Annotated in this window: 8 protein-coding genes and 3 pseudogenes; 4 read left to right on the top strand and 7 right to left on the bottom strand. The window is 72.1% G+C overall.

The features are described 5' to 3' along the window. Positions 1-23 precede the first annotated feature (23 nt). The 4 genes and pseudogenes from QQK29_RS07525 to QQK29_RS07510 all read right to left on the bottom strand — a co-directional run bounded on the left by QQK29_RS07525 (position 24) and on the right by QQK29_RS07510 (position 4,682). Complete coding sequence (locus tag QQK29_RS07525; RefSeq protein ID WP_284299166.1) at positions 24-1,094, bottom strand: phosphotransferase; 1,071 nt, start codon at positions 1,092-1,094, stop codon at positions 24-26. Between the two features lie 74 nt (positions 1,095-1,168). Continuing rightward, entirely contained in the window at positions 1,169-2,548 is a 1,380-nt protein-coding gene (locus QQK29_RS07520) for an ABC transporter substrate-binding protein (protein ID WP_284299164.1), read from the bottom strand. Positions 2,549-2,809: 261 nt separating this feature from the next. Beyond that, a pseudogene (locus QQK29_RS07515) lies at positions 2,810-3,732 on the bottom strand (carbohydrate ABC transporter permease); the annotation flags it as partial. Then, on the bottom strand, positions 3,732-4,682 hold the full coding sequence (locus tag QQK29_RS07510) for a carbohydrate ABC transporter permease (protein ID WP_284299162.1): 951 nt from the start codon (positions 4,680-4,682) through the stop codon (positions 3,732-3,734). The pseudogene QQK29_RS07515 and the gene QQK29_RS07510, both read right to left, overlap by 1 nt. A gap of 94 nt (positions 4,683-4,776) precedes the next feature. On the opposite strand from QQK29_RS07510, the gene QQK29_RS07505 reads away from it, so the two are divergent. The 4 genes and pseudogenes from QQK29_RS07505 to QQK29_RS07490 all read left to right on the top strand — a co-directional run bounded on the left by QQK29_RS07505 (position 4,777) and on the right by QQK29_RS07490 (position 10,358). Continuing rightward, entirely contained in the window at positions 4,777-7,422 is a 2,646-nt protein-coding gene (locus QQK29_RS07505; RefSeq protein WP_284299160.1) for a glycosyl hydrolase 2 galactose-binding domain-containing protein, read from the top strand. After that, complete coding sequence (locus tag QQK29_RS07500) at positions 7,355-8,833, top strand: GH1 family beta-glucosidase (protein WP_284299158.1); 1,479 nt, start codon at positions 7,355-7,357, stop codon at positions 8,831-8,833. Before QQK29_RS07505 ends, QQK29_RS07500 begins: the two co-directional genes overlap by 68 nt. Beyond that, a pseudogene (locus QQK29_RS07495) lies at positions 8,830-9,261 on the top strand (FAD-dependent oxidoreductase); the annotation flags it as partial. The gene QQK29_RS07500 and the pseudogene QQK29_RS07495, both read left to right, overlap by 4 nt. Before the next feature lie 104 nt (positions 9,262-9,365). After that, the gene (locus tag QQK29_RS07490; RefSeq protein WP_284299156.1) at positions 9,366-10,358 is read left to right on the top strand and encodes an FAD-dependent oxidoreductase; all 993 of its coding nucleotides are present in this window, start codon (positions 9,366-9,368) and stop codon (positions 10,356-10,358) included. A 778-nt stretch (positions 10,359-11,136) separates the two neighbouring features. Here QQK29_RS07490 and QQK29_RS07485 read toward each other — a convergent pair. The 3 genes and pseudogenes from QQK29_RS07485 to QQK29_RS07475 all read right to left on the bottom strand — a co-directional run. Further along, positions 11,137-11,757, bottom strand: a complete 621-nt coding sequence (locus QQK29_RS07485; RefSeq protein WP_284299154.1) for a class II aldolase/adducin family protein — start codon at positions 11,755-11,757, stop codon at positions 11,137-11,139. After that, on the bottom strand, positions 11,754-12,266 hold the full coding sequence (locus QQK29_RS07480) for a nucleotide-binding domain containing protein (RefSeq protein WP_284299152.1): 513 nt from the start codon (positions 12,264-12,266) through the stop codon (positions 11,754-11,756). The genes QQK29_RS07485 and QQK29_RS07480 overlap by 4 nt, the downstream gene beginning before the upstream one ends. Before the next feature lie 125 nt (positions 12,267-12,391). Next, positions 12,392-12,970: pseudogene (locus QQK29_RS07475) on the bottom strand (four-carbon acid sugar kinase family protein); the annotation flags it as partial. Positions 12,971-13,049: the final 79 nt, after the last annotated feature.

Below are 13,049 nucleotides of genomic sequence, written 5' to 3'. Positions count from 1 at the left end.
GGGCGCTCGCGGCTGCCGCCAGGTCAGTCGAGAGCCCGCCTCGCGGCATCGAGCAGCAGATCGACGAGCGCCACGAGCTCGTCGAGAGCCTGCTCGGGCGACTCCGCGGGAGCGCTTCCCCGGCGAGCCGGCTCGCCGCGCTCGAGGGTCACCGCGACATCGACCGCGAGCTTCCACCGCAGCGCGATCGCGGCGTCGAGGCCCCGGCGCACCTCATCGGCCGACACGACGCCGGCGCAAGCATCCGCGTATGCGGCGACCGCCGCATCCATCACCTGCCGCACCGTGCGCACCGAGGCATCACCGCGCCGCACGGACGCGAACAACAGCGAGGCCAGGTCGGCCCCTACCGTGCCCGAGCCCACCGACTCCCAGTCGATGAGCACGGTGCCGCCGGGCGTCGGGAACACGTTGGCCCCCACGGCGTCGTGGTGGCACAGCGTCTGCGGCAGCGACTCGAGCACGCGGCGCAACCGAGGCTGAGCGCGCAGCAGGCGCTCGGCCTCATCGAGCCGCCTGCCCATCCGCGCGACGACGGTCGGATGCCGTCGCCGCAGCGCGGCGAGGCCCGCGTCGATCGCACCGGGCTGGCCGTGTCGCTCGATCCAGCCGGCGAAGATCCACTCCGCGTCGGGCACCCGCCCGACCCAGGCAGCGGCGAGTCCGCCGAGATCACGGGCGGCGCGCAGCAGGGCATCCGCGTCGAGCGGCCGCGACGGAGAGGGGATGTCTTCGAGCCACAGCGTGGTGCGCCCGTCTGCCTCGACTAGCCAGCCATGCAGCCGCGGCGCGCGCACGCGCGGGGCGAGACGCACGAGCACCCCCGAGGTGTAGGCGGCCAACTCCCGTCGCGCGTTGTCGGCGAGATACGCGGAGGCGAACGCCTGCCCCTCGGTCACCTTCTCCACGAGCGACCACTCGATCGGGTCGCCGTCGAGGCGGGCGGTGCCGCGGATGCGGTGCACCGAGCGGTGGGCGAGGAAGGCGTCGTAGTCGATGTCGCCGCGCTGCACCTGCTCGATCGCCACGTGGGCACCCCGGCCCGCTCCGATCGCGGAGGCGATGGCGGCCTCGAGGGTGTCTACAGCGGCCACCTCCTCATCCTCCCCCGCACGCCGAAGGGCGGGCGGCCCATCGGACCGCCCGCCCTCGTCGGGTCGACTGAGGATCAGCCGGCGACCTGGTTGTAGGCACGCATGGCCGCGTCCTGCGCGTCCTTGAGTGCGTCGGCAGGCGCCTTCTCACCCAGCAGCGCCGAGGTCACGGCGTTCTGCAGCTCGGTCTGGATCTGCTGACCGGCCGGCGAGGAGCCGAAGGACTGGCCGTTCGCCGCCACCGTGTAGTAGGTGTCGATGACCTGGTCGAAGCCCGGGTAGTCGCTCGGCTTGACGTAGGCGTCGCGGATCGCCTGGTCGGACTCGGGCGAACCCGTGAACAGACCGGTGTTGATGCCGTGACGGCCCGGGTCGTTCGCCGTGGTCTCGGCACGCGCCTCACCGGCCGCCTGCCACGCCTCGGGCGAGGTGAGCGAGATGAGCCACGCGCACGCGGCCGACGGGTTCTTCGCCGCGGTGGGGATCACGAACGACGACCCGCTCGCGACCGTGAACGGCTTGCCGTCCTGGGTCATGACCGGAGTCGCACCCAGCTGCACCTGGTCGGCGTAGGAGGTGAGCACGTTCGGGTACCACTGGTCGAACACCGCGCCACCGACCTGGTCGGCGACGTAGGAGTTGTTGTCACCGAACACGTCGAACGAGTCCACGAAGCTCTTCGCGTTGGCGTAGCCGCCCTGCGCGTCGTAGATCTCCTTGAGGAACTCGATGGCCTTGACGTTGTTCTCGTTGTCGAGCGCCGGCTTGCCGTCCTTGTCGATCGTCTGGCCGCCGAAGCTCAGCATCCAGAGACCGGCCTTCGACACGCCCTGCGGGTCGAAGCCCATGCGGCTGGGGTTGGCGCCGTCCATGACGGTCATCTTCTTCACGGCGTCGAGGAACGCAGCCTGATCGGAGGTGTTCATGTCGTCGATCGTGACCCCGACCTCGTCCATGACCCGCGTGTTCAGCAGGATGGCCGGCGGCTGGTAGAACTGCGGCACCGCGTAGATGTCGCCGCCGTACGCGACGTCGTCGATCACCTGCGGGTACCAGTACTCGCGTGGCTCGACGTCGTAGAGCGCGAAGCACTTGTCGACCGGCATGACCAGGCCCTGGGCGGCATAGGTCGCGACGAACTGACGGTCCATCTGCACGACGTCGGGCACGTTGCCGCTCGCCGCACGCGTGGTGAACTTCTGGGCGTCGAACGCCGCGGCCTCGAGCTTGACCTTGACGTCGTTGCCACCGACCGTCTTGTCGGCGACGTCGACGCGCGAGGTGCCGACCTCATCCGCGTTCTCGAAGCCCCAGACGTTGAGGCTGCCGGAGTAGTCCTTGCTGAAGTCGGCGGCGGTGCCGCCGCCACCTCCTCCGCCGCCACCGCACGCGGTGAGCGCGAACAGTGCCGCACCGGCCGTGGCGGCCAGCAGCATCTGCTTGGTTCTCTTCATCGAAATGTCCTCTCGGAGCTGCGAGCTCGCGGCGTCCTCGCCATCGAGCACTCGGAACGTGATCCAGATGTGGGAACCATCCCACACGGCGACCGTACCTCAGAGACGCCGCCGCGACAAGGGGTTGACGAGCATTCGCGAAAGTGCAGCGAATTCATGCCCGCTGAGTGCGCTGCACTCGGCACGCAAGCGGGCGGGTCGCGCTGGAATCGTTCCCAGTGCGACCCGCCCGCGGCGGATGCGACGCGCGATGCGCGCTCAGCCCTTGCGACCCTGGGTCGCCACCCCTCGATGAAGTAGCGCTGCCCGAACGCGAACAGGATGAGCATGGGCAACGTCACGAGGAGCGCCGCCACCATGACGTACTGGTAGTCGCCGTGACCACCGTTCGTGGGGCTGTACTTCGTCATCGCCGACGCGATACCGAGCGGCACCGTGTAGCCCTCGGCGCTGCCGGCGTTCAGGTAGATGAGCGCCGCCTGCAGGTTGTTCCAGCTCGCCTGGAACTCGAACAGGAACACGATGATGAACGACGGGATCGACAGCGGGAACGCCATCCTCCAGAACATCCCCCAGTAGCTCACGCCGTCGACGCGAGCCGCCTCGAAGATCTCCCGTGGCAGCCCCAGGAAGAACTGGCGTTGCAGGAAGATGTAGAAGGCCGAGCCGAAGAGGTTCATGCCCCACAGCGGGATGTTGGTGCCCACCAGCCCGATGTTGTTCCAGATCAGGTACTGCGGCACGAGCGTCACCGCGCCGGGCAGCATCATCGTGGCCAGCACGAGGCCGAACAGGATCCCGCGGCCCGGGAAGCGGAAGTAGGCGAACCCCCAGGCGACGAGCGAGCTCGACACCGTGACGAAGCCGGCCGCGAGCACGGCGATGAGGATGCTGTTGCCGACCCACGCCAGCAGGGGCAGCTCGTTCCACACCTGCACGAAGTTCTCGGGCTGGAATGTCTTCGGAATCAGCAGGTTGTCGAAGACCTGCCCGCGCGGCTTGAAGCTCGCGGCGAGCAGCCATGCGAACGGATACAGGAACAGCGCCGCGAAGAACACCAGCACGATCCAGTGGATGACCTGCCCGAGGATCGAGCCGATGCTGCGACGCGGCTTGACGATGGCGGGGCGCTCCTTGCCCGCGCTCGAGATGGTCGGGGCCAGGGCGGAGGTGTCGACGGACATCAGCGCTCGCTCTCGTAGTAGACGAACCGGTTGCCGAGCTTCACCTGCACGAGCGAGATGATCATGATGATCAGGAACAGCAACCAGGCCATGGCCGCGGCGAAGCCGAAGTTGAACTGCCGGAACGCCTGCTGGAACAGGTAGATCGCGTAGAACAGCGACGCATCCGGCGCCCCGGTTCCTGTATCGCGATAGAACAGCAGGTACGCCTGGTCGAAGGTCTGCAGCGCGGCGATCGTGAGCACGATGACGTTGAAGAACATCGCGCCCGAGATCATCGGCAGCGTGATCGAGAAGAAGCGGCGCACGGGCCCCGCGCCGTCGATCTGGGCGACCTCGTAGAGATCACGCGGCACGGTCTTGAGTGCTGCGAGGAAGATCACCATCGTGCCGCTGACGCCCCACAGCGTCATGAGCACGATCGACGGCTTGACCCAGTTGGGGTCGAGCAGCCATTGCGGGCCCTGGATGCCGATCGCGGCGAGGCCCTTGTTGATGGCGCCCTGGTTGCCGTTGAGCAGCAGGAAGAACACGGATGCCGTCGCCACCGCCGGGGTCATCTTCGGCAGGTAGTAGAGGGTGCGGAACACACCGGCTCCGCGACGGACGTTGTTGAGCAGCATCGCGAGGAAGAGCGCGAAGATGATCTCGAGCGGCACGGCGAGCACGGCGTAGAAGAGCGTGTTGCCGAGCGACATCATCACCTTCGGGTCGTCGAACAGCGCCTCGTAGTTGGCGAGTCCGGCCGGCCGCGCCGTGTTGGTGGCGAGCTGGTAGTAGGTGAACGAGATCACCAGGCTGTAGATCATCGCGCCGAGCGTGAAGATCAGGAATCCCACGATCCAAGGCGAGATGAACAGATAGCCCGCGAGGGCCTCTCGGCGGTTGTACTTGCTGGTCTTGAACACGCGGGTTCCTGCGGTGGTCTCGACCGTCATGGTGTTGGCCATCAGGTGACCTCCACGCTGCTGCGGGTGGGTTTCACGGGGGCTTCCTCTCTGAGGCGACATCGACTCCGGCACCGAAATGTGGTAACGATTCCACATGGGCGTCGTGAGGACTATAGGTCGCGCGGGGCTCCCGCTGCAAGGGATTGACGAACTGCCCCTCGAGGGGACCTGGCAGCTGCGGGAGTCGATCGGCGAAACGTGGCGTTGGTACGTGGCCGCACCCCCGCCCGACGCGCTCAACAGCGTCGCACCCGACAGCGGGGCGCCTGGCTGGTCGCCGATCCGCGTGCCCGGGAGTGTCGTCGACGCCCTTGCCGGCACCGGCGCGATCTCCGACCCGCGACGCGGCTGGGGCAGCCGGTCAGCCGAATGGACCGGCGCCCGCTCCTGGGTGCTGCGGCGGCTCGTCGGGCTCGACGAGAGCTGGCGCGACGCGGATGCGGTGCTCGAATTCGACGGGATCGACCCGGGCGGTCGGGTGTTCTGGGATGGCGAGGAACTCGGCCGCGTCGACGGGCTCTACCGCCCGCTGCGCCTGCCGCTGCGGGTCACCCCGGGCACCCATGTGCTCGCCGTCGTCGTCGACCCGGTGCCGGCCGGAGTGCCACAAGTCGGCCGCACGGATGCGGTGCGCCGGCACGCACCCCGCCTCGGCTACGGCTGGGACTTCTGCCCGCCCTTCCCGCACCAGGGCATCTGGCGTCCGGTGCGGTTGCGGCGCGGGGCACGGTTCGCATCCCTCGAGGTCGCGAGCGCGACCACCGCCGAGCTCGCGCGCGCCACGGTGACCGTGCGCGTGGGAACGGAGGCGGCATCCGGGTGCGAGGTGACGGCGCGCCTCGACCTCGGCGACGGGCGGGAGCTGCACGCGACCGGGCCGATCGATGCGGACGGCGCGGCGACGCTCACGATCGAGGTGGCGCACCCGCCGCTGTGGTGGCCCGTGGGCGGCGCCCACCTCGCCGAGCTGCGGGTGCAGGTCGGCAGCCACGAGGAGGTGCGGCGGATCGGCTTCCGGCACCTCGCGTGGGAGCGCACGCCCGGCTCGCCCGTCAACGCGCTGCCCTACGGCCTCCGGGTCAACGGCGTGCCGGTGCCGCTCACGGGCGTCAACTGGGCGCCCGCCGATGCGCAGTTCGGCGAGGTGACGCGCGAGCGGCTCGCGCACCTGCTCGACCTGGCTCAGGCATCCGGAGCCCGGATGCTGCGCGTCTGGGGCGGAGGGCTCGTGGAGACCCCCGAGTTCTTCGAGGCGTGCGACGAACGCGGGCTGCTCGTGTGGCAGGAGTTCTCGCAGTCGTCGTCGGGCATCCAGAGCGCGCCGAGCGACGACCCGGATGTCGTGGCCGGGTTCGTGGCCGACGCTCGGCTGCTCGTTCCCGCGCGCCGCCATCACCCCTCGCTCGTGCTGTGGGGAGGCGGCAACGAGCTGCAAGGCGCGCAGGGCCCGCTCGGCACCGACGACAGCGCCGTGCTGCGCGCGCTCGCCGACGTCGTGCACGAGCTCGACCCGGAGCGCGGCTGGCTGCCCACCTCGCCGAGCGGCCCCGAGTTCCATCACCGGATCGACGTGATCACACGCGACCCCGAGGCGCAACACGACGTGCACGGCCCGTGGGAGTACCAGGGCACCGAGGCGCAGCACACCCTCGCGGCGGCGGGCACGGCGCTCGCCCACACCGAGTTCGGCGTGGAGGGCATGGCCAACCGTCGGCTCTTCGAGCACCTCGTGCCGCGCGAGGCGCGTGAGCCGGCCGACCGCACGAACCCGCTCATGCGACACCTCGGCGAGTGGTGGAACAACGCGGCCCAGGTCGAGCAGCTCTTCGGCGAGGGGATGGCGCTCGACGAGCTGCGCCGCGCGAGCCAGTGGCTGCAGGTCTCGGGGCTCGCGATCGCGCTCGAGGCCGACCGCCGCCGCTGGCCGCGCACCTCGATGGTGCTGCCCTGGCAGCTCGCGGAGTCGTATCCGAACGCCTGGGGCACCGCGCTCGTCGGCTTCGACGGGGAACCGAAGCCCGCGCTCGGCGTATTGGCACGGGCCTTCGCCGGCGAGCGCGTCACCTTCGTGACAGAGCGCACGGCGTGGGGCGGGCACGCGTCGGTGTCAGCCTCGGCGTGGCTCTGGAGTCGGCCCGGGCGGCCCACCGGTGGACGGCTCGAGCTGTCGGTGCTCGACCTCACGGGCCGGGAGCTCGCGGCGACGAGTGTCGCCCTCGACGCCGTCGAGAACCCGGGTGCGCGGGGCGAGCTGAGCGCTCCAACGCCCGACGGCCCATTCCTGTGGCGCGCACGCTGGCTCGCCGCAGACGGCGCGACGGTCGACGACGAGACCGTGCTGCAGACCGGCGACGCCGACCTCGCCGCGCTGCGGCACCTGCCCCGCACGGCGCTCGCAGCCGAGGCGACGGAGAGCGGATGGCGCATCCGCAACACGGGACCGGTCGCCGCCGTCGCGTGGGGCCCGCGCGACGTGCGCACCCCCGACGACGCGCGCCTCATCGCGGCGCTCGCCGACCCCCGGCCGCTGCTGCCGAACGAGGTGCGCGACCTGCCACTCGTGAGCGGGTCCCCACGCGAGGGCGAGCTCGTCGTCGACGCGTGGAACGCCGACCCCGTGCCGCTGCCACCGCCCACCGAGGTGGTTGAAACCACCAACCCCACCGAGGTGGTTGAGGAGCCGCCGAAGGCGGCGTCTCGAAACCCCGACCCCGCATCCGAGAACCGAGGAGCATCATGACCACCCCTTCCCCGCCGACTTCCTCTGGGGTGCCGCGACGAGCGCGTACCAGATCGAGGGCTCGCTCGAGGCCGACGGTCGCGGCCCCTCCGTGTGGGACGCCTTCGTGCGGCGCCCTGGCGCGATCGAGGGCGGCGGCGACGCGTCGATCGCCGTCGACTCCTACCGGCGCTGGCGTGACGATGTCGAGCTGCTCGCCGAACTCGGCATGCGCGCCTACCGGTTCTCGATCGGCTGGTCGCGTGTCGTGCCCGACGGCCGCGGGCGCATCGAGGAGCGCGCTCTCGACCACTACGAGCGCATCGTCGACGCCCTGCTCGAGCGCGGCATCGCGCCCGTCGTCACCCTCAACCACTGGGACATGCCCGAGGCCCTCATGGACCGTCGCGGCTGGGTCGACCGCTCGAGCGTCGACGCGTTCGTGCACTACGCGGAGGCCGTGGCCGGGCGCCTCGGCGACCGTGTGCCGTGGTGGATCACCCAGAACGAGCCGTGGATCATCCAGCTGCTGGGCTACCAGCTCGGCATCCACGCGCCCGGCATCGCCGACCTGGGCGCCGCCGTCGCGGCCGGGCACCACGTGCTGCTCGCGCACGGCGCGGCCTACGACGCCATGCGGCCGCTCGTGGCGGGCCGCATCGGGGCGGCGCCCAACCTGCTGCCGTGCGTGCCGGCATCCGATTCCGACGCGGACCGGGCGGCGGCGTGGGCCAGCGACGGCTACGTCAACCGCTGGTTCCTCGAGCCGCTGCTCGGGCAGGGCTACCCCGACGACATGCGCGAGCACTGGGAGCGCGCGACCGGCGGCCCGCTCGATGTCATCCGCGACGGCGACGAGGCGGCCATCCGCGGGCGCAGCGACTTCCTCGGGGTGAACTACTACACGCGGCGCGTCATGCAGGCCGCCGAAGTGGGGCCCGACCGGCCGTTCCCGTGGCAGGTCGTGCGCGCGCCCGAGGAGTCTCGGCTCTCGGATGAGGGCACCGAGATCGTGCCGGATGCGCTGCGCGAGCTGTTGCTGCGCCTGCACCGCGAGTACCCCGGCGTGCCCCTCATGATCACCGAGAACGGGCTCGTCTCGAACGAGACGCCGCAGCACGACGGCGAGGTGCACGACGTGCGCCGCATCCGCTACCTGCGCCAGCACGTGGCGGCGATGGCGGATGCCGTGGCGGCGGGGGTGCCGCTCGTGGGCTACACGCACTGGTCGCTCTTCGACAACTTCGAGTGGTCGCTCGGCTACCGCCCGCGCTTCGGGCTCGTCTACGTCGACTACCCGACGGGCGAGCGCATCGTGAAGCACAGTGCCCGGCACTATGCCGCTCTCGTCGCGGCGGGCGGCGACCTCGCGGCGGTGCCCGAGCACGCCGCGGCCGAGAGCGCCGTCGACTCGCTCGGGGCGTTCGGATGAGCGCGGCCGAGGTCGTGGTGGTCGGCGGGACCGCCGCGGGCGTCGCAGCAGCCGTCGCGGCGGCCGAGCACGGCGCGCAGGTCGTGCTGCTCGAAGCCGGGCGGCACCTCGGCGGCATGGTGTCGGGCGGGCTCGGCTACACCGATGTCGGCGACGTGCGGGTGCTGGGCGGGCTCGCGGCGCGCTTTCGGCGCGACGTGGCAGAGCATTATGGCGTGTCCGTCGGCCACTACGCGGGGCCCGAGCCGCACGTCGCCGAGGGCATCCTGCGGCGCTGGCTCGAGGATGCCGGCGTCGAGGTGGTGCTGGATGCGGCGGTGGCGTCGGTCGAGAAGTCCGGAACGCGCCTGACGGGGCTGCGGCTCGCATCCGGGCCCGTCGTGGGCGCGGGCGTCGTCGTCGACGCGACGTACGAGGGCGACGTGCTCGCGCTCGCGGGCGTCGCCACGCGCGTGGGGCGCGAGGACCGTGCGCTCTACGGCGAGCGCTTCGCGGGACGCCGCGAGATCGCACCCGGGCGCCACTCGATGCCGTGGGGCGTCTCGCCGTTCCGCGACGACCCGAGCGGCGAGCGCGAGGGCCGCTCATCGCGCAGCTCGCGCCCGCGCCGATGGCCGAGGTCGGGGCCGGCGACGGCAACGTCATGTCGTACGGCTACCGGCTGTGCCTCACGAACGCGGCCAACCGCATCCCGTTCACCGAACCGGACGGCTACGACCCCGCCTACTGGGAGCTCGGGCGCCGTTACCTCGCCGTCGGCGGGGCCGACGAACCGGCGGGGCGCTGGCTCGGGCTCGAGCCGAACCTGCCCGGTGACAAGTGCGACGCCAACTCGCTCGGACCCGTCTCGCTCAGCGTGCTCGACGGCACGGCGCTCGGATGGGCGGAGGGCTCGACGGCCCAGCGCGCGGAGATCGCGGCGCACCACGCACGGCACGCGCTCTCGTTCCTGTGGTTCCTGTCGAGCGATCCGGCGGTGCCACGCGGCATCCGCGAGGAGCTCGGCCGCTGGGGCTTCGCGCCCGACGAGTTCGCCGACACCGACCACCTGCCGCACCAGCTCTACGTGCGCGAGGCGCGGCGCATGGTGGGCGAGACGGTGCTGACGGAACACGACCTCGTGGCGGGCCTGGTACCGGATGACACGATCGCGCTCGGTTCGTACCACCTCGACATCCGCGAGGTGCAGCGCAGCTGGATCACCGCGTGGGAGCACCCGGATGCGCAGTCGCACGTCGTGAACGAGGGGTACCTCTCGGTCGCGGTGCCGGCCTACGGCATCCCGTACCGGGCGCTGCTGCCGCGGGCCGCGGAGGCGTCGAACCTGCTCGCGGCGGTGTGCGTGTCGGCGTCGCACGTGGCGTTCTCGTCGATCCGCATGGAGCCGCAGTACCAGATGCTCGGGCAGGCCGCGGGCACGGCGGCGGCGCTCGCCGTGCGGGGTGCGGGCGAGGTGCATGCGGTGCCTGCGGGCGTGCTGCGCGAGGTGCTCGTGGGCGACGGGGCGGTGCTGGTGCGGCCGTAGCGGCCCTGCCGGTGGTTGAGGAGCCGCGCAGCGGCGTCTCGAAACTCCCGCTTCCTCGCGACGCTTTGCGGGGAGGGGATCCGGTTTCGGGACGCATGCCCCCGCGTATCGCCTGGCGGCGATGCGCTCCCGCCAGTCCCGATGCCAGCGTCCCGAAACCGGATCCCCACCCCCGCTGCGCTCGACGATCGTGGGCGGGCGGCCCACCGCGGGTTGAGGAGCAGCGCGCACCGGGCGCGCGGCCCCCACCGCGGGTTGAGTAGCCGCGCGCGCTGGGCGCGCGGCGTAACGAAACCCCCAGCACGCGATACTGCGCGAGCGTCGTTCGTCGAGTCACCACCAACAGCTGCGGCGGCGGGCTTCGAGACGCGCCTCCGGCGCTCCTCAGCCACCTCGGCAGGCCACCTCGACGAGACGCGCGGCCCCCACCGCGGGTTGAGTAGCAGCGCGCGCCGGGCGCGCTGCGTATCGAAACCCCCAGCACGCGATACTGCGCGAGGCCAAGTGCGCTGAGTCATCGCCGCCACGTCGCGACCCTCGCGGCGGCGGCTTCGAGACGCGCCTCCGGCGCTCCTCAGCCACCTCGGCAGGCCACCTCGACGAGACGCGCGGCCCTCACCGCGGGTTGAGTAGCAGCGCGCACCGGGCGCGCTGCGTATCGAAACCCCCAGCACGCGATACTGCGCGAGCGTCGTTCGTCGAGTCACCACCAACAGCTGCGGCGGCGGGCTTCGAGACGCGCCTCCGGCGCTCCTCAGCCACCTCGACAGGCCGCTCGTCAGGCGCGTGGGTGGCGGAGGGCGGCCTGCTGGGCGGGGGTCAGCTCGTGGGCGCCGCGGCCCGCGAGGGTGAGGGCGAGCGCGGCGCTCGCCTCGAGCTCCTCGGCGAGGTCGACGGCCCGGTCGAGGGTGGCCGCAGCCGCGACGCTGCCGTGGTGCGAGAGCAGCATCACGCGGTGACCATCGGCGATCCGCGCGCCGACCTCCGCGCCGAGTGCGGCATCCCCGGGCGCCGCATACGGCACGAGCGGCACCTCGCCGAGGCTCATCACCCGATACGGCGTGTAGGCGGGCAGTGCCGCGAGCCCACGCTCCGACGGCAGGCACGCGATCGCCGTGGATGCGGGCGCGTGCAGGTGCACGACGGCCGCGAGCGTGGCATCCGCGGCGTAGGCACCGAGGTGCACCGCCCACTCCTTCGTCGGCGCCCCGCCGCCGAGGTGCGTGCCGTCGAGGTCGAGTTCGGCGAGCTCGCCCGCCTCGACGCGCGACAGCGAGGAACCGGTAGGGGTGAGCAGCACGCGGTCGCCGAGACGGATGCTGAGGTTGCCCGAGGAGCCGGGCGACAGTCCGCGAGACGCCAGGTGGCGCGCCGCCGCGATGAGCGCATCCGGGGTCATGGGGCCTCCTCCCACGCGCGGGTCAGCAGGTCGACGCCGCCGAAGTTACCCGACTTGAGCAGCACCCCCAGCACAGGCTCGCCCGCGACCGCCGTGGCACGGCCGCTGGCCCAGGCGACACCCGGGTCGACGCGGCGGGTCAGCCGCAGGGCGCGCACGCCGAGCGCCCGGGTGACCGCGCCGCTCGTCTCGCCGCCCGCGACGAGCAGCCCCCGCACGCCGAGCTCCGCGACGGCCGCGAGCGCCACCTCGGCGAGCACGGCCTCCACTGCGTCCGCGGCAGCACCCACGCCGAGCGCTGTCTGCGCCGCCGCGATCGCCTCGGCATCGTGTCCCGCGCTCACGATCGGCAGCCGCCCCGCCGCGAGGTCGGCGCGGATGCCGTCGAGCGTCTCGGCGACCGCCCCGGCTCGATCGTGGGCGGCGCGCACCGCGTCGACGACCACCGTCGGCCCACCCGCCGCCGCGAGCTGCTCGCGCGTGCGGGCGCTCGCGCTGCCCGCGAGCACGAGGCGCGCTCCCGCATCCGGGGTCTCGGGGTCGCCCCCGTGTGAGCGGCACGGATGCGCCGCCCGAGCGCCGTGATGAGTCCCGCGCCGCCGCCCGGCAGCACGTCGAGCGCCGGCCGGTCGATGGCTGCGGCGAGCACGTCGAGGTCGCCGTCGTCGAGGGCGTCGGCAAGTACGTGGCCTCGCGCGTTCGCGAGGCGGGCGGCCACGGCATCCGCCCCCTCGTCGAGCGCGCGGCGATCCACGAGCGTCACGGGCCGCGGCGTCTGCCGCCCGAGCACCCGCACGAGATCGGGGTCGGTCATCGGGGTGAGCGGGTGGTGGGCGAGCGGGCTCTCGCTCAGCAGACGGTCGCCCACGAAGAGATGGCCGCGGTAGACGGTGCGGTCGGAGTGCGGGGTCGCGGGCGTTCCGGCACTCGCGCGATAGCCGCCCGCGTCGACGAGCGCGTCGGCCACCGGACCGATCATGCCTTCGTCGGTGGAGTCGAACGTCGAGCAGTACTTCTGGTACCAGCGCCCGGCACCCGCCTCCTGCAGCGCGGCCGCGGCGGCGAGGCTGTCGGCGACCGCGACCTCACGCGGTGCCGTGCGGGTGCCGAGCCCCACGACGACCGCATCGACGTCGCGCGGAATGTCGGCGGCATCCGGAACCCCGAGCACGACGGCGACCTCGAGGCCGAGCTCGCGCAGCTCGGCGGCCACGTCGCACGCGCCCGTCACGTCGTCGGCGATCACGCCCCAGCGATCCGTCACGTGCGCTCCCTTTGACGTCGACCCGTCG

Origin of the sequence: Homoserinibacter gongjuensis (assembly GCF_030161875.1) — a bacterium.
Lineage (GTDB): Bacteria > Actinomycetota > Actinomycetes > Actinomycetales > Microbacteriaceae > Homoserinibacter > Homoserinibacter gongjuensis.
Note: the sequence above shows the minus strand (reverse complement) of the source record. Positions and strands in the feature narration are given on the sequence as shown.

What these genes read in the sequence shown, in the direction of transcription:
- QQK29_RS07505 (WP_284299160.1), top strand. Translation starts at nt 4,777, where the DNA reads ATGGGCGTCGTGAGGACTATAGGTCGCGCGGGGCTCCCGCTGCAAGGG.
- QQK29_RS07510 (WP_284299162.1), bottom strand. Translation starts at nt 4,682, where the DNA reads ATGGCCAACACCATGACGGTCGAGACCACCGCAGGAACCCGCGTGTTC.
- QQK29_RS07520 (WP_284299164.1), bottom strand. Translation starts at nt 2,548, where the DNA reads ATGAAGAGAACCAAGCAGATGCTGCTGGCCGCCACGGCCGGTGCGGCA.
- QQK29_RS07485 (WP_284299154.1), bottom strand. Translation starts at nt 11,757, where the DNA reads ATGACCCCGGATGCGCTCATCGCGGCGGCGCGCCACCTGGCGTCTCGC.